The organism is Streptomyces sp. LX-29 (genome assembly GCF_029541745.1).
GTDB lineage: Bacteria > Actinomycetota > Actinomycetes > Streptomycetales > Streptomycetaceae > Streptomyces.
Genome location: NZ_CP089746.1, coordinates 719,240 through 734,564 on the forward strand (window position 1 = coordinate 719,240; position 15,325 = coordinate 734,564).

General features: G+C 72.1%; 15 protein-coding genes. 10 read left to right on the forward strand and 5 right to left on the reverse strand.

The window, feature by feature from the left end; all coding sequences use genetic code 11:
* Positions 1-12: 12 nt before the first annotated feature.
* Positions 13-1,239, reverse strand: coding sequence for an acyl-CoA dehydrogenase family protein (locus LRS74_RS03195; protein WP_277739540.1), 1,227 nt, complete (start codon positions 1,237-1,239; stop codon positions 13-15).
* A gap of 151 nt (positions 1,240-1,390) precedes the next feature.
* On the opposite strand from LRS74_RS03195, the gene LRS74_RS03200 reads away from it, so the two are divergent.
* Positions 1,391-2,041: a TetR family transcriptional regulator gene (locus LRS74_RS03200; RefSeq protein WP_277739541.1), complete on the forward strand. Its 651-nt coding sequence runs from the start codon at positions 1,391-1,393 to the stop codon at positions 2,039-2,041.
* A gap of 165 nt (positions 2,042-2,206) precedes the next feature.
* Here the strand turns inward: LRS74_RS03200 and def are convergent, their stop codons facing one another.
* Positions 2,207-2,758, reverse strand: a complete 552-nt coding sequence (gene def / locus LRS74_RS03205) for a peptide deformylase (protein WP_144387089.1) — start codon at positions 2,756-2,758, stop codon at positions 2,207-2,209.
* 180 nt (positions 2,759-2,938) lie between these two features.
* Here def and LRS74_RS03210 point away from each other — a divergent pair, with 180 nt between their 5' ends.
* The 5 genes from LRS74_RS03210 to LRS74_RS03230 all read left to right on the forward strand — a co-directional run bounded on the left by LRS74_RS03210 (position 2,939) and on the right by LRS74_RS03230 (position 7,592).
* Positions 2,939-4,177, forward strand: coding sequence for a MurT ligase domain-containing protein (locus tag LRS74_RS03210; protein WP_277739542.1), 1,239 nt, complete (start codon positions 2,939-2,941; stop codon positions 4,175-4,177).
* A gap of 58 nt (positions 4,178-4,235) precedes the next feature.
* A complete protein-coding gene (locus LRS74_RS03215) occupies positions 4,236-4,967 on the forward strand; it encodes a glutamine amidotransferase (RefSeq protein ID WP_144387087.1) in 732 nt (243 codons plus the stop codon).
* A 179-nt stretch (positions 4,968-5,146) separates the two neighbouring features.
* A complete protein-coding gene (locus tag LRS74_RS03220; protein WP_144387086.1) occupies positions 5,147-6,172 on the forward strand; it encodes a 6-phosphofructokinase in 1,026 nt (341 codons plus the stop codon).
* 193 nt (positions 6,173-6,365) lie between these two features.
* On the forward strand, positions 6,366-7,334 hold the full coding sequence (locus LRS74_RS03225) for a cytochrome c oxidase assembly protein (RefSeq protein ID WP_277739543.1): 969 nt from the start codon (positions 6,366-6,368) through the stop codon (positions 7,332-7,334).
* 96 nt (positions 7,335-7,430) lie between these two features.
* The gene (locus LRS74_RS03230; protein WP_277745046.1) at positions 7,431-7,592 is read left to right on the forward strand and encodes a hypothetical protein; all 162 of its coding nucleotides are present in this window, start codon (positions 7,431-7,433) and stop codon (positions 7,590-7,592) included.
* Between the two features lie 221 nt (positions 7,593-7,813).
* Here the strand turns inward: LRS74_RS03230 and LRS74_RS03235 are convergent, their stop codons facing one another.
* Both LRS74_RS03235 and LRS74_RS03240 read right to left on the reverse strand, forming a co-directional pair.
* Positions 7,814-9,172 carry a cation:proton antiporter gene (locus LRS74_RS03235; protein ID WP_277739544.1) on the reverse strand — a complete coding sequence of 453 codons (1,359 nt, stop codon included), beginning with the start codon at positions 9,170-9,172 and terminating at the stop codon, positions 7,814-7,816.
* Positions 9,173-9,175: 3 nt separating this feature from the next.
* Positions 9,176-9,646, reverse strand: a complete 471-nt coding sequence (locus LRS74_RS03240; RefSeq protein ID WP_277739545.1) for a TrkA C-terminal domain-containing protein — start codon at positions 9,644-9,646, stop codon at positions 9,176-9,178.
* A 372-nt stretch (positions 9,647-10,018) separates the two neighbouring features.
* On the opposite strand from LRS74_RS03240, the gene LRS74_RS03245 reads away from it, so the two are divergent.
* The 4 genes from LRS74_RS03245 to LRS74_RS03260 all read left to right on the forward strand — a co-directional run bounded on the left by LRS74_RS03245 (position 10,019) and on the right by LRS74_RS03260 (position 13,589).
* Positions 10,019-11,023, forward strand: a complete 1,005-nt coding sequence (locus tag LRS74_RS03245) for a HAMP domain-containing sensor histidine kinase (protein WP_277739546.1) — start codon at positions 10,019-10,021, stop codon at positions 11,021-11,023.
* Between the two features lie 50 nt (positions 11,024-11,073).
* Entirely contained in the window at positions 11,074-11,757 is a 684-nt protein-coding gene (locus LRS74_RS03250; protein WP_277744573.1) for a response regulator transcription factor, read from the forward strand.
* Between the two features lie 161 nt (positions 11,758-11,918).
* Entirely contained in the window at positions 11,919-12,686 is a 768-nt protein-coding gene (locus LRS74_RS03255) for a lysophospholipid acyltransferase family protein (RefSeq protein WP_277739547.1), read from the forward strand.
* An 81-nt stretch (positions 12,687-12,767) separates the two neighbouring features.
* Entirely contained in the window at positions 12,768-13,589 is an 822-nt protein-coding gene (locus LRS74_RS03260; protein ID WP_277739548.1) for a TIGR02452 family protein, read from the forward strand.
* A 129-nt stretch (positions 13,590-13,718) separates the two neighbouring features.
* Here the strand turns inward: LRS74_RS03260 and LRS74_RS03265 are convergent, their stop codons facing one another.
* On the reverse strand, positions 13,719-15,305 hold the full coding sequence (locus LRS74_RS03265) for an alpha/beta hydrolase (RefSeq protein ID WP_277744574.1): 1,587 nt from the start codon (positions 15,303-15,305) through the stop codon (positions 13,719-13,721).
* Between the last annotated feature and the right edge of the window lie 20 nt (positions 15,306-15,325).

A 15,325-nucleotide genomic window follows, 5' to 3' on the forward strand; every position in this document is an offset into this window, starting at 1 on the left:
GGGCAGCGGCCGTCAGCGGATGTGGGTGCCGGACAGCGAGCGGGCGATGACCAGGCGCTGGATCTCGCTGGTGCCCTCGAAGATGGTGAAGATGGCGGCGTCGCGGTGCATGCGCTCCACCGGGTACTCGCGGGTGAAGCCGTTTCCGCCGAGGATCTGCACCGCCTGGGCGGTGACCGACTTCGCGGTCTCTCCGGCGAAGAGTTTCGACATCGAGCCCTCGGCGGCGGTGAAGGGCTTTCCGGTGGCGGCCATCCAGGAGGCGCGCCAGACCAGCAGCCGGGCCGCGTCGATCTGGGTGCGCATGTCGGCGAGCTGGAAGGCGACGCCCTGGTTGTCGATGATGGGGCGGCCGAACTGGACGCGGGTCTGGGCGTATTCCAGCGCCACCTCGTAGGCGGCGCGGGCGACGCCGACGGCCTGCGCCCCCACCGCCGGGCGGGACGCCTCGAAGGTGGCCATGGCCGCGTTCCTGATCCGCTCGCCGCCGCTGCGGGCCCGCTCGCGGGCCTTGGCGAGGCGCTCGTCGAGCCTCTCCTTGCCGCCGAGCAGGCAGTGGCCGGGGACCCGCACCTGGTCGAGCACCACCTCGGCGGTGTGGGAGGCGCGGATGCCGTGCTTCTTGAACTTCTGCCCCTGGGAGAGGCCGGGGGTGCCGGGCGGCACGACGAAGGAGGCGTGGCCGCGGGCGCCCAGCGCGGGGTCGACGGAGGCGATGACGACGTGGATGTCGGCGATGCCGCCGTTGGTGGCCCAGGTCTTGGTGCCGTTCAGCACCCATTCGTCCTTGGCCTCGTCGTAGACGGCGCGCGTGCGCATCGCGGAGACGTCGGATCCGGCGTCCGGTTCGGAGGAGCAGAACGCGGCGACCTTCACCTCGTCGGCGCCGCCGAACATCGGCGGGACCCAGGTGCCGATCTGTTCCTCGGTGCCGTTGGCGAAGACGGCGACGGCGGCCAGGTTCGTCCCGACGATGGACAGCGCGATCCCCGCGTCGCCCCAGAAGAGCTCCTCCATGGTCATCGGGATGCCGAGTCCGGTGGTGTCGAAGAACTGCTGGGCGAAGAAGTCCAGCGAGTAGAGCCCGATCTTGGCCGCCTCCTGGATGATCGGCCAGGGCGTCTCCTCGCGCTCGTCCCACTCGGCGGCGGCGGGACGCATCACGTCCGCCGCGAAGCCGTGGATCCAGTCCCGCACGGCCTTCTGGTCGTCGTTGAGCTCGAACGAGAACTCGGCCATGACCCCTCCCCTGTTGTTACTGGCGGTAACCCGCAGTTTGTTACTGTCCAGTAGCGAATGTCAACTCCCCCCGTCACGGGAACCCTGCGGGCGGCCCGGGTGTTACGTTGCGCAGGCTCACGGAACAGCAGGGCGGGGAGGCACCTCACACATGGAGATCAGCCATCGGGACGACCAGCGGCAGGCGGCCCAGCGACGGCGCAGGGAGCTGCTGGAGGCGGCCGACCGCGTCGTGCTGCGCGACGGCCCGGACGCCTCGATGAACGCCATCGCCGCCGAGGCGGGGATCACCAAGCCGATCCTCTACCGGCACTTCGGCGACAAGGGCGGCCTGTACCGGGCGCTCGCCGAGCGGCACACCGACGCCCTGCTCTCCGCGCTGCGCACCGCGCTGGACGCCCCCAGCGAGCGCCGGGAGCGGGTCGAGGCCACCCTGGACACCTACCTCGCCGCCATCGAGGCGCGCCCCCAGGTCTACCGCTTCCTGATGCACCCCGCCGACGGCGACCAGCACATCGAGCCCGACCCGGGCTTCGACGTCGGCCGGCACTCCACGCCGCTGCTGCGCCGCATGGGCGAGGAACTGGCCGAGGTGATCATCGAGCGGGTCGACCTCGGCTCGGACGGGGCCGAGCTGGCCCGGGCCTGGGGCCACGGGATCGTCGGCATGATGTACGCCGCGGGTGACTGGTGGCTGCGCGAGCGCCCCTTCCCCCGCGCCCAGTTGGTGCGCCACCTCACGGACCTGCTCTGGGGCCGCCTGGCACAGGCCGGCGACCGCGACGGCGGCCCGGGCTTCTGACCCGGAACCCATCCCGCCGCAACGGCGGGAAACCACGACACCGAGGACCCGGCCGAACACGCCTCCACCACGGCCGGCACACGCCCAAGCCCTCCACGGCCCGCAGGCCCGCGCGCGGATGCGGGCCGCAGGCCGTACCGCGGGCCGCAGGCCGTAGCGCAGGCCCTACCGCGCGTCGGAGGAGGCCCAAGGCGCGCGCCGAACCGCGCGCTCGGCCCGCCGCAGGCGCAAGCCGGTGAGCCGGTCGAGGAACAGGCCGCCGTCGAGGTGGTCGCACTCGTGCTGGAGGCAGCGGGCGAAGAAGCCGGTGCCCTCGACCCGCACCGGCCGACCGGTGACGGTCGCGCCCTCGACCACCGCGCGGTCCAGGCGCGGGGTGCCCGCCTCGACCCCGGGCAGGGAGAGACAGCCCTCCGGGCCGCGGATGCTCACGCCGTCGGCCTCGACCAGCCGCGGGTTGACGATGTGCCCCAGGTGCCGCCGGTCCTCGTCGTCGGGGCAGTCGTAGACGAAGACCCGCAGGCCCACGCCGATCTGGTTGGCGGCGAGCCCCACACCGTTGGCCGCGTACATCGTCGCGTACATGTCCTCGACCAGCTCCGCCAGCGCCGCGTCGAAGGTCTCGACCTCCGCGCAGGGGGTGCGCAGCACCGGATCTCCGAGCAGTCGCATGGGGCGTACGCGCCCGGAGCTGCCGGGAATCGTGCCGTTTCGCATGCCCGTAAGCCTACGGTCCGCGGAGCTGTCCCAGGTCCCGGGATTCGGGTCGGCGGCCGGATCTCGATAGGCTGATCCATGACCGATGCCTCCCGGCTGGCGATTCGGCACGGAGGGGGCGCACACACCGGACGGCCCAGGGGGCGGGCGCGGCGCCGGACGCAAGGAGGATCTAGGACGATGGCAGGCAACTCGGGTCCGCTGTCGCCGCGGGCCAAGCTGGCCGTGACGGCGGGCAAGGCTGCGGCGGCGGTATCGCGCGCCGCGGGCCGCGGCAGCGGATCGGTGATCGGGGGCAAGGTGTCCCTACGGCTCGACCCCGATCTACTGGGGCGGCTGGCTCAACACCTGGACGTGGTCCTGGTCTCCGCGACCAACGGAAAGACCACGACCACCCGGCTGATCGCCGAGGCGCTGCGCGCCGCGGGACCGGTGGTCTCCAACGCGCTGGGCGCCAACATGCCCGCCGGCATCACCTCGGCCCTGGCCGGGGGTTCCGACGCCCGGTACGGCGTGATCGAGGTGGACGAGAAGTACCTCGCCGGAGTGGCGCGCGATGTGGAGCCGAAGGCGATCGCACTGCTCAACCTCTCCCGTGACCAGCTCGACCGGGCCGCCGAGACGCGGATGCTCGCCGAGAAGTGGCGGGAGGGCCTCTCCGGCACCAAGGCCGTGGTGGTGGCGAACGCGGACGACCCGCTGATCGTGTGGGCCGCCTCCTCGTCCGCGAACGTGGTGTGGGTCGCGGCCGGCCAGGAGTGGAAGGACGACGCCTGGTCCTGCCCGTCCTGCGGCGGTGTGCTGCAGCGCCCGGGCAACGACTGGGGCTGCGCGGAGTGCGGTTTCCGCCGCCCCCAGCCGACCTGGGTGCTCAACGGCGACTACGTGCTGGACCCGCAGGGCTCGGCGTGGCCGATCCACCTCCAGCTCCCGGGCCGTGCCAACAAGGCCAACGCCGCCAGCTCGGCGGCGGTCGCCGCGGTCTTCGGCGTGCCGCCGCAGGTGGCGCTGGAGCGGATGTACCAGGTGCAGGCGGTGGCCGGCCGGTACGACGTGGTGGAGTTCCAGGGCCGCCAGCTGCGGCTGCTGCTGGCGAAGAACCCCGCCGGCTGGCTGGAGACCTTCTCCCTGATCGACGGTCCGCCCACGCCGGTTCTGCTGTCGGTGAACGCGCGCGGCGCCGACGGCACCGACACGTCCTGGCTCTGGGACGTGGACTACACCCGGCTCGCCGGGCACCCGATCATGGTCATCGGCGACCGCAAGCTGGACCTCGCGGTCCGGCTGGAGGTCGCGGGTCTCGACTTCCGCGTCTGCGAGAGCGTGGACGAGGCCGTCGGCCTCGCGCCGCCCGGCCGGATCGAGGTCATCGCCAACTACACCGCCTTCCAGGACCTGCGTCGTCGTGTCGGCAACTGACCCGTACATAGACCCGTATCGAGTGGATCCGAACCGAGTACGGAGAAGGAATCGGAACATGAGCCAGAACAGTCTGCGCCTGGTGTGGGTCTACCCGGACCTGCTGAGCACGTACGGAGACCAGGGCAATGTGCTGGTCGTGGAGCGTCGGGCGCGCCAGCGAGGGCTGGACGTCTCCCGCGTGGACGTCCGCTCGGACCAGGCGATCCCCACGTCCGGGGACATCTACCTGGTCGGCGGGGGCGAGGACCGGCCGCAGCGGCTGGCCGCCGAGCGGCTGCGCCGCGACGGCGGGCTGAACCGCGCGGTGGCCAACGGCGCCATCGTCTTCTCGGTGTGCGCCGGCTACCAGATCCTGGGCCACGAGTTCATCAACGACCTCGGGCAGCGGGAGCCGGGCCTGGGCCTGCTGGACGTGGTGAGCACCCGCGGCGAGGGCGCGCGCTGCGTCGGCGACGTGCTGGCCGACATCGACGAGCGGCTCGGTCTGCCGCCGCTGACCGGCTTCGAGAACCACCAGGGCGTCACCCACCTCGGCCCGACCGCCCGCCCGTTCGCGCGGGTGCGGTACGGCAACGGCAACGGCACCGGCGACGGCTTCGAAGGCGCGTACAACGACACCGTCTTCGGCACCTACATGCACGGCCCGGTGCTGGCCCGCAACCCGCTGATCGCGGACCTGCTGCTGAAGCTGGCGCTGGACGTCAACGCGCTGCCGCCGGTCAACGACCAGTGGTACGACGCGCTCCGCGCGGAGCGCATCGCGGCGGCCAGCCAGGCGTCCGCCTGACGGCACGGGGCCCGCACCGAAGGAGTTCGGTGCGGGCCCCGTCCAAATTCTGGTCACGGTCCGCAAGGGGGCCATGCGTGTGCCTTAGGGTAACGGGGATCCGACCGGACGACGGGGTCCGGAATCCGTCCGGTTGACCGGAGTCCGTCCGGTTCGATTTGCAGAGGTATCTCGGTCACATGCGTATTGGAGTCCTCACGTCCGGCGGTGACTGCCCCGGTCTCAACGCCGTCATCAGGTCGGTCGTGCACCGCGCGGTCGTCGATCACGGGGACGAGGTCATCGGCTTCCACGATGGCTGGCGCGGCCTGCTGGAGTGCGACTACCGCAAGCTCGACCTGGACGCCGTCGGCGGCATTCTGGCCCGCGGCGGCACCATCCTGGGCTCCTCCCGGGTACAGCCCGCGCATCTGCGGGACGGCGTGGAGCGGGCCAGGGGTCACGTCCGGGACCTGGGTCTGGACGCCGTCATCCCGATCGGCGGCGAGGGCACCCTGAAGGCGGCCCGGCTGCTGTCGGACGCGGGGCTGCCCATCGTGGGCGTGCCCAAGACCATCGACAACGACATCGCCGTCACCGATGTGACCTTCGGCTTCGACACGGCCGTCGGCGTGGCCACCGAGGCCCTGGACCGCCTCAAGACCACCGCCGAGTCGCACCAGCGGGTGCTGATCGTGGAGGTCATGGGCCGGCACACCGGCTGGATCGCGCTGCACTCGGGCATGGCGGCCGGCGCGCACGCGATCGTGGTGCCGGAGCGGCCGTTCGACATCGACGAGCTGACCCGGGTGGTCGGGGCGCGCTTCGAGGCGGGCAAGAAGTTCGCGATCGTGGTCGCCGCCGAGGGCGCCAAGCCGCGCGAGGGCAGCATGGAGTTCGACACCGGCGGCACCGACGTCTACGGCCATGAGCGGTTCGCCGGAATCGCCCGCCAGCTCTCGGTGGAGCTGGAGCGCCGCCTGGGCAAGGAGGCACGGCCGGTGATCCTGGGCCATGTGCAGCGCGGCGGCACCCCCACCGCGTACGACCGGGTGCTGGCCACCCGGTTCGGCTGGCACGCGGTGGAGGCCGCGCACCGCGGCGAGTTCGGGATGATGACCGCGCTGCGCGGCACCGACATCACGCTGGTGCCGCTGGCCGAGGCGGTCGAGTCGCTCAAGACGGTGCCCGCCGAGCGGTACACCGAGGCGGAGTGCGTGCTCTGACCCCGCCACCGCGAGCCGCCGTCACCCCGTGTGATATGTCGTGACGCGCCGTTAATCCGCTGAACCGCCCCCGGCCGAAGCCCCGGCCGGGGGCGGTTCTACTCTGGTGCGGGCGTAATCGCCGCAAATCAGCAGAACAGGCGGCGCCCGACCATGCAGGCAGAAGCGGCGGCCGAAGGAAGCAGGGACTCGGATGGAACACGGCGGCGGGCACGGCGGCGGGCACGGCGGCATGGAGATGGACCTGCCGCCGTTCACCCTGTCGCGGGGGCTGGAGTTCGGCGGTGACACCTTCTTCCTGATCAGCTGTGCGGTGGGGCTGGCGCTCTACGGCTGGGCGGTGTACCGGCTGCGGAGCCGCGGCGACGAGTGGCCGATCGGGCGCACGATCTCCTACACCCTGGGTGTGCTCAGCGTCGCGCTGGTCATGTGCACCAAGCTCAACGACTACGGCATGGTCATGTTCAGCGTGCACATGGTGCAGCACATGGTGATCAGCATGCTGTCGCCCATCCTGATCCTGCTCGGTGCGCCGGTGACGCTGACCCTGCGCGCCCTGCCGGCCGCCGGGCGCGGCCGCCGCGGTCCGCGCGAGGTGCTGGTCTCGGTGCTGCACAGCCGCTACATGCGGGTCATCACCCACCCGGCCTTCACCATCCCGATGTTCATCGCGAGCCTGTACGCGCTCTACTTCACCCCGCTGTTCGACACGCTGATGGAGACCAAGGTCGGGCACATCGGAATGATGGTGCACTTCCTCGCCGTCGGCCTGGTCTTCTTCTGGCCGATCATGGGCGTGGACCCGGGTCCACACCGCCCCGGCTATGTGATGCGGATGCTGGAGCTCTTCGCCGGAATGCCCTTCCACGCCTTCTTCGGCATCGCGCTGATGATGGCCTCGGAGCCGATGGTCGGCACCTACAAGAACCCGCCGTCCTCGCTGGGCATCGACGCGCTGTCCGACCAGAACACCGCCGGCGGCATCGCCTGGGCCTTCAGTGAGATCCCCACCGTCGCGGTGCTGATCGCGCTGGTCTACCAGTGGTACCGGTCCGAGCAGCGCCAGGCCAAGCGCAAGGACCGCACCGCCGAGCGGGACGGCGACCGCGAGCTGGCGGCGTACAACGCGTACCTCGCCTCGCTCCAGACCCGCGGCCGGTGACCGGACGCTAGCGGGACGGGTCACGGCGGGGGAACATGGTGCTCCTGCCCGTGGTCCGGGCGGCGAGCCGCCGGGCCTCGTCGAGGAGGTTGCCGGATGCCGATGTCCGGATCCGCGAAAACGATGGCCGTGTGCACGGTGGGGGGACTGGTCGCGGTGACGGCCTACACCGTGACGCTCGGGAGCAACGGCTGGCTGTGGTTCGGCTGGGTGGTCGTGGCCCTGCTGACGGCGGGCGTGCTGGCGACCCGGGCCTGAGCCCACGGGGCACCCGAAGAGGAACGACGCACGAAGGGGCGTACGCGGTGGAACCGCGTACGCCCCTTCATACGTGGCGCGCCCGCCCCGCGGGGGGCGTGACGGGCCGGGGTCACCACGGGGGTCGGTCGGTCGCCCGAGTCGGGTGGGCGGGGTGTCGGCTCGGGTCGGTCGGGTCTCGGCTCGGCTCGGCTCGGCTCAACTCGGCTCGGGGGGTGAGGTCAGTCGGGCAGCGCCGCGGAGGGGGCCGCCTCGCCCGACGGGGCGTCGCCCGCCGGGGCGTCAGCCGTCGGGCACTCGCCGACCGGTGGATCCGCGGCCGGCACCACATCGCCGGAGGATCCGGCCGGCGCCTCGCCGACCGGTGGGGCGGTACGGGCCGCGTCGGCGGCGGCCCCGTGGGCCGGAGTCGCGGCCGCCCCCGTGCGGCGGGCGGCGAACCAGGCGGCGGCCGGCTCGGTGTAGCGGGCGGTGAGCGGTCCGATGACGACCAGGATCAGCACATAGGCGGTGGCCAGCGGGCCGAGGGAGTCCTCGATGCCGGAACTCACCGCGAGCCCGGCGATGACGATGGAGAACTCGCCCCGCGCCACCAGGGTGCCGCCCGCGCGCCACCGCCCCTTGACCCCGACCCCGGCCCGCCGGGCCGCCCAGTAGCCCGTGACGATCTTGGTGCCCGCGGTGACGAACGCGAGGGCGAGGGCGGGCAGCAGCACCGGCGGGATGCTCGCCGGGTCCGTGTGCAGGCCGAAGAAGACGAAGAACACCGCGGCGAACAGGTCCCGCAAGGGGCTGAGCAGCGTGTGGGCGCCCTCGGCCACCTCGCCGGAGAGCGCGATGCCGACGAGGAACGCGCCGACCGCCGCGGAGACCTGGAGCTGCTGGGCGATGCCGGCGACCAGCAGGGTCAGGCCCAGGACCACGAGCAGCAGCTTCTCCGGGTCGTCGCTGGAGACGAAGCGGGAGATGAGTCGCCCGTACCGGACGGCGACGAACAGCACCAGGCCCGCGACGCCGAGCGCGATGGCCAGGGTGACGCTGCCGGCGGCGAGGCCGACCCCCGCGAGCAGGGCGGTGACGATGGGCAGGTAGACCGCCATCGCCAGGTCCTCCAGGACCAGGACGCTCAGGATCACCGGTGTCTCGCGGTTGCCGACGCGTCCCAGGTCGCCGAGGACCTTGGCGATGACGCCCGAGGAGGAGATCCAGGTGACTCCGGCCAGCACCACGGCCGCCACCGGCCCCCAGCCCATCAGCAGCGCGGCCGCCGCGCCCGGCAGCGCGTTGAGGGTGAAGTCGACCAGCCCGGCCGGGTACTGGGTCCTGAGGTTGGAGACCAGATCGCTGGCGGTGTACTCCAGTCCGAGCATCAGCAGCAGGAGGATCACGCCGATCTCGGCGCCGATCGCCACGAACTCCTCGCTCGTGCCCAGGGGCAGCAGGCCGCCCGTGCCGAAGGCCAGACCGGCCAGCAGGTAGAGCGGAATGGGGGAGAACTGGAAGCGGCCGGCCACCCGACCCAGCAGTCCCAGCCCGAGAATGATCGCGCCGAACTCGATGAGGAAGATCGCGGAGTGCATCCGTCACTCCCGTCCGAGGATCGTCGCGGCCGCCTCGATGCCCTCCCGGGTGCCGACGACGATCAGCGTGTCGCCGCCGGCGAGCCGGAAGTCCGGCGCCGGGGAGGGGGTGGCCTCGGCCCGGCGCAGCACCGCCACCACCGAGGCGCCGGTCTCGGTGCGCAGACGCGTCTCCCCCAGCACCCGACCGTTCCAGTGGGAGTGCGCCGAGAGTTCGATCCGCTCGGCCACCAGCCCCAGATCGGTGGTGTGCAGCACGTTCGGGCTGTGGTGGGCCGGCATCAGCGCGTCGATCAGGGCGGCCGACTCCCCACCCGTCAGGCGCAGCGACTGGGCGCAGGCGTCCGGGTCGTCGGAGCGGTAGACGCTCACCGTGCGGGCGCCGTCGCGGTGCGCGATCACCGACAGATGGCGGTGCTCACGCGTGGTGAGGTCATATTGGACACCGATGCCGGGCAGGGGTGTGGCACTCATCCGCGGAGCGGGCACGGCCCGTCCTCCTTCGCGTCGATTCACATTCGCTACGTCGATCTCTTCGCCGACCTTCTCGCCGAAGGCGCGCCCCGCCCCGTCGCGAGGGCGGACACGCGGCGCCGCGGGGTGTGATCACCCGCGGCGAACCAGCCATGGTGCCATCTGGGAGCCGGGCGCGACATGGGTGCCAGCACGGATGGACAGGGCCTCGCGGACGGGTCAAGCTGGTCCGGGGAGACAGGTCTCTCCGCAGGTCATAGGCGTGATCACGACGGTTTCCGCGGGGCCTGCGGCGGGTCCGGGACGGTGGCCCGGGGCCCGTGCGCGACGGAACGGCGAACGTGGGGACGGCCCACCGAAGGAGGCGGGACCATGTCGCTGTTCTGGCGGATCTTCCTGCTCAACGCGGCGGTGCTGGTGGCGGCCGCGATGCTGCTGCTCGGGCCGGTGACGGTCTCGACCCCGGTGCTGGCGGGCGAGGCCCTGGTGATCGTAGCCGGGCTGGCCGCGATGCTCGTCGCCAACGCGGTGATCCTGCGGCTCGGCCTCGCGCCGCTGCACCGGCTGACCCGCGCCATGGCCGCCGTCGACCTGCTGCGCCCCGGTGCCCGGCCCGCCGTCACCGGTCCCGGTGAGATGGCCGCGCTGACCGCGACGTTCAACGCCATGCTGGACCGGCTGGAGAGCGAGCGCGCCACCAGCAGCGCCCGTGTGCTGTCCGCCCAGGAGGCCGAGCGACGGCGCATCGCCCGCGAGTTGCACGACGAGGTCGGCCAGACCCTCACCGCGGTGCTGCTCCAGCTCAAGCACGCCGCCGCCCAGGCGCCCGACCCGCTTCGGGAGGACCTGCGCCAGGCGCAGGAGACGACCCGCGCCAGCCTCGACGAGCTGCGCCGCATCGCGCGGCGGTTGCGCCCCGGCGTGCTCGAGGAGCTGGGCCTGCTCAGCGCACTGCGGGCGCTCGCCGCGGAGTTCGGCACGCCCGGCCTGACCGTGCGGCACCGGCTCGACCCCGATGTGCCACCGCTGGCCGCGGAGACCGAGCTGGTGCTGTACCGCGTCGCCCAGGAGGGTCTCACCAACGCCGCGCGGCACGCGGGTGCCGACCGGGTGACGCTGCGGCTGCGGACCGCGCCTCGGGGCGGGGTGGAACTCCTGGTCCTGGACGACGGCAAGGGCCTGGGTCCGGCCCCCGAGGGCGCCGGCATCCGCGGCATGCGCGAGCGCGCCCTGCTCATCGGGGCGACCCTGACCGTGGGCGACGCTCCGGACGGCGGCGCCGAGGTGCGGCTCCTGGTGCCAGCCGCGGCGGCGGACCCGAACCCCCGCCCCGGGGACGGCCGTCGGGCGTCCTTCGCCCCGGGAGAGGCCCCGTGACCACCCCATCGGACGGAACACCGCAGGCACCCACCGTTCGGGGGCCGGCCGTGCGGGGGCGGACGGCACAGGCGCCGGCCGCGCCGGCACCCGTCCGTATCCTGCTCGCCGACGACCACGCCCTGGTGCGTCGTGGCGTCCGGCTCATCCTGGACGACGAGCCCGACCTCACCGTCGTCGCGGAGGCCGACGACGGCGCGCGGGCCGTGGAGCTGGCCCGCACGGAGGGCGTCGACCTGGCCATCCTCGATATCGCCATGCCTCGGATGACCGGCCTCCAGGCCGCGCGCGAACTCTCCCGCCGTCGCCCGGAGCTGCGCATCCTGATCCTGACGATGTACGACAACGAGCAGTACTTCTTCGAGGCGCTCAGGGCCGGGGCCAGCGGATACGTGCTGAAGTCGGTCGCCGACCGGGACCTGGTGGAGGCGTGCCGGGCCGCCATGCGCGATGAGCCGTTCGTCTATCCGGGGGCCGTCACCGCCCTGGTGCGCGACTACCTCGACCGCCTCCGCCAGGGCGATCCGCTCCCCGCGCGGACCATCACCGACCGCGAGGAGGAGATCCTCAAGCTGGTCGCCGAGGGCCACACCTCGAAGGAGATCGCCGAGCTCCTGTTCATCAGCGCCAAGACGGTCGAGCGCCATCGCGCCAACCTGCTCCAGAAGCTGGGTCTCAAGGACCGTCTGGAGCTCACCCGTTACGCCATCCGGGCCGGGCTGATCGAGCCCTGATCCGGGCGGGGCGGGCGGGGTCGGCGGCGGCCGACACGGGCCTGATCGGCGGTGGTTACAGCCGGCGACTCCGGCGCCTACACTGACGCTCTCCGACAGGCCCTTCGACCTGGCGCGACGCAGCTTCTGAGCCGATTCGGTACCTAGTGGGGAGCGAACTCGTGTTCTACCTTCTGCTGAAGTACGTGTTCCTGGGTCCGCTGCTGAGGCTCGTGTTCCGACCTCGGATCGAGGGTCTGGAACACCTCCCGGCGGAGGGACCGGCGATCATCGCCGGCAACCACCTCTCGTTCTCCGATCACTTTCTGATGCCGGCGATCGCGCCACGGCGGATCACCTTCCTGGCGAAGTCCGAGTACTTCACCGGGAGCGGTCTCAAGGGCCGGCTGACCGCCGCCTTCTTCCGCGGCGCGGGACAGATCCCGGTCGACCGCAGCGGCGGCACCGCCTCCCAGGCGGCGCTGCGCTCCGGTCTGGCGGTGCTGGCCAAGGGCAGACTGCTGGGCATCTATCCGGAGGGCACCCGCTCGCACGACGGACGGCTGTACAAGGGGCGCACCGGGGTGGCCGCGATGGCGCTCGCGGCGGGGGCGCCGGTGGTGCCCTGCGCCATGGTGGGCACCTTCGAGATCCAGCCGCCCGGGCGCCTGGTGCCGCGGGTGCGCCGGGTGACGATCCGCTTCGGGGAGCCGCTGGACTTCTCGCGGTACGCGGGGATGGAGCGGGAGCGCGCGGTGCTGCGCGCCATCACCGACGAGATCATGTACGAGATCCTGCGACTCTCCGAACAGGAGTACGTCGACCGCTACGCCTCCGAGGTCAAGGCCGAACAGGCCGCCGCCACCCGGCACTTCCCGCGCGTGCGGCAGCGGGACCACGGGGCCGGCTCCGCGGGCGCGGAGGAGCACGCCGGTTCCGAGGCCGCGTAGGGGGCGCCGCGGCCCGGTAAATCCCTCGCGTCGTGATCATCCTGTCCGTAGCCTCTCAACCGATATGACGGAGGTTGAGACATGAGCGCGCGACTGCGCGGCATCGCCCAGGAGACCGAGCGCATCGTCGCGGCGGGTGGCTATCGGGCACGGGGCGGACGCGAGGTGCGGCTCGCGGAACAGATCGCCCACGCAGCCGACGGGACGCGGTTGTACGGGCCGGGACCGGTGGAGTGCGCGCCGCGCGCGGAGTGGACCACCGGGTTCGAGGTGACGGCGGAGAGCAGCCTGGAGGCGGCGCGCCGGCTGGTGACGGAGGACGCGGCGAGCCCGGTGGCGGTGCTCAACTTCGCCTCCGCGCGCAACCCGGGCGGTGGCTTCCTCAACGGGGCGCAGGCTCAGGAGGAGGCGCTGTGCCGGGCCTCGGCGCTGTACACGTGTGTGCGGCGGGCGCCGGAGTTCTACGCCGCGCACCGCGCGGACCCCAGCCCCTTCTACAGCGACCGGGTCATCCACTCCCCCGCCGTCCCGGTCTTCCGCGACGACCGGGGCGCGCTGCTGGACGAGCCGTACGCGGTGGGCTTCCTGACCTCCCCGGCGCCGAACGCGGGGGTGATCGCACGGCGTGACCCGGCGGCGGTACGGCGGGTTCCGGCCGCGCTGGCGGCGCGCGCCGAGCGGGTGCTGGAGGTGGCGGCCGCGCACGGATATCCGCGGCTGGTGCTGGGCGCCTGGGGCTGCGGGGTCTTCGGGAACGACCCGGCACAGGTGGCCGCCGCGTTCCGGGCCCATCTGACCGGCTCCGGCCGGTTCGCCGGCCACTTCGAGCGGGTGGTGTTCGGGGTGTTGGACCGCCGGGCGGACTCCCCGACCCGGGCGGCGTTCGCCAAGGCGTTCTCCTGACGGTGCGTCGGGTGCCGACGGGGCACCGGTGACGCCGGGGCCGATGTCCGGATGACAAGGGGCGGCGCCCCGTTCCCCTCCGTGTGGGGAACGGGGCGCCGCCGTCTGTGTGGGCGTCAGCTCACCGCGTCACTTGGTGGCGGGCTTCGGGGTGGCGTGCGGGGCGCACGTCACGTCCTTGGAGTCCACCTTGCCCTTGAGCAGGTAGGCGTCGACACGGTCGTTGATGCAGGGGTTGACCAGACCGGTCACACCGTGCGAGCCGGCGTTCTTCTCGGTGATCAAGCGCGAGCCCTTGATCCGCTTGTGCAGCTCGACGGCGCCCTCGTACGGGGTGGCGGCGTCACGCGTGGCCTGGACGATCAGGATCGGCTTGATGTTCTTGCCGGCCTTGACCTCCAGCGGGGTGTGCTGCTTGGCACCCCAGGTGGCGCACGGCAGGTTCATCCAGGCGTTCGACCAGGTCAGGAACGGGTACTTCTTGTGGAGCTCGGTGTTGTCCCGGTCCCACTTCTTCCAGCTGGTGGGCCACTTGGCGTCGGCGCACTCGACCGCGGTGTACACCGCGTTGCTGTTCTCCGAGGCGATGTTGCCCGCGAGGTCGGTCATGTCGGGGGCGGCGGCCTCGATCAGCGGCTTCTCGTCACCGGCGAGGTAGGCGCTCCACGCCTCGGCGACGGTGGTCCAGGCCGAGTCGTAGTAGGGCGCGCTCTGGAAGAAGCCGAGCAGCTCGGCCGGGCCGACCACGCCGCCGATGGGCTTCTTCTTGGCGGTCGCGCGCAGCTTCTCCCACTGCTTCTGGACCTTGGCCGGGGTGTTGCCGATGTGGTAGGCGGCGTCGTTCTTGGCGAGCCACTTCTTCCAGTCGTTCCAGCGCATCTCGAAGGCGACGTCCTGGTCCAGGTTGGCCTGGTACCAGATCTTCTCCTTGGAGGGGTTGACCACGCTGTCGACGATCAGCCGGCGCACATGGGTCGGGAACAGCGTCGCGTAGACGCCGCCGATGTAGGTGCCGTAGGAGACGCCGAGGTAGTTGAGCTTCTTGTCACCGAGCGCGGCGCGGATGACGTCGATGTCGCGGGCGGTGTTCGGCGTGGTCATGTGCGGCAGCATCCAGCCGCTGCGCTTCTTGCAGCCGTCCGCGTACTGGCGGGCCAGCTTGCGCTGGACGCTCTTGTCGGCCTCGCTGTCCGGCACCGGGTCGAGCTTGGGCGCCTTGACGAAGTCCTGCGGGTCGACGCAGGAGATCGGCGTGGAGTGGCCGACACCGCGCGGGTCGAAGCCGACGAAGTCGTAGGCCTCGGCGGTCTTGGTCCACAGCGGGTTCTTGGTCGTGACCCGCTTCGGGAACCGCATGCCGGAGCCGCCGGGGCCGCCCGGGTTGTAGATGAGCGAGCCCTGGCGCTGCGCCTTCGTACCGGTGGCACGGGCGCGGTCGACCGCGATCTTGATCTTGCGGCCGTCGGGCTTGGCGTAGTCCAGCGGGACGGTCACCCAGCCACACTGGATCGGCTTCTCCAGGGCCCAGTCGGCCGGGCAGTCCTGCCACTTGACGCCCGCCTTGGCGGCCCGCTCAGCGGCGATCTTCACGCCCTTGGCCTCGGCGGCACCGCCCGGCACGGACTGGGCCGTGCCGGCGCTCGCGTTCGCCGAGGGAGCGGCCAGCGCCCCCGCTATCAGCACGCCGGTCACGACGGTGCCGGCCGTGCCGAACATCGCAGTACGTCTCACGTGGA

Bases quoted from the DNA above. Each gene is read 5' to 3' on its own strand.
- LRS74_RS03195 (WP_277739540.1), bottom strand. From the start codon at position 1,239: ATGGCCGAGTTCTCGTTCGAGCTCAACGACGACCAGAAGGCCGTGCGG.
- LRS74_RS03200 (WP_277739541.1), top strand. From the start codon at position 1,391: ATGGAGATCAGCCATCGGGACGACCAGCGGCAGGCGGCCCAGCGACGG.
- def (WP_144387089.1), bottom strand. From the start codon at position 2,758: ATGCGAAACGGCACGATTCCCGGCAGCTCCGGGCGCGTACGCCCCATG.
- LRS74_RS03210 (WP_277739542.1), top strand. From the start codon at position 2,939: ATGGCAGGCAACTCGGGTCCGCTGTCGCCGCGGGCCAAGCTGGCCGTG.
- LRS74_RS03215 (WP_144387087.1), top strand. From the start codon at position 4,236: ATGAGCCAGAACAGTCTGCGCCTGGTGTGGGTCTACCCGGACCTGCTG.
- LRS74_RS03220 (WP_144387086.1), top strand. From the start codon at position 5,147: ATGCGTATTGGAGTCCTCACGTCCGGCGGTGACTGCCCCGGTCTCAAC.
- LRS74_RS03225 (WP_277739543.1), top strand. From the start codon at position 6,366: ATGGAACACGGCGGCGGGCACGGCGGCGGGCACGGCGGCATGGAGATG.
- LRS74_RS03230 (WP_277745046.1), top strand. From the start codon at position 7,431: ATGCCGATGTCCGGATCCGCGAAAACGATGGCCGTGTGCACGGTGGGG.
- LRS74_RS03235 (WP_277739544.1), bottom strand. From the start codon at position 9,172: ATGCACTCCGCGATCTTCCTCATCGAGTTCGGCGCGATCATTCTCGGG.
- LRS74_RS03240 (WP_277739545.1), bottom strand. From the start codon at position 9,646: ATGAGTGCCACACCCCTGCCCGGCATCGGTGTCCAATATGACCTCACC.
- LRS74_RS03245 (WP_277739546.1), top strand. From the start codon at position 10,019: ATGTCGCTGTTCTGGCGGATCTTCCTGCTCAACGCGGCGGTGCTGGTG.
- LRS74_RS03260 (WP_277739548.1), top strand. From the start codon at position 12,768: ATGAGCGCGCGACTGCGCGGCATCGCCCAGGAGACCGAGCGCATCGTC.
- LRS74_RS03265 (WP_277744574.1), bottom strand. From the start codon at position 15,305: ATGTTCGGCACGGCCGGCACCGTCGTGACCGGCGTGCTGATAGCGGGG.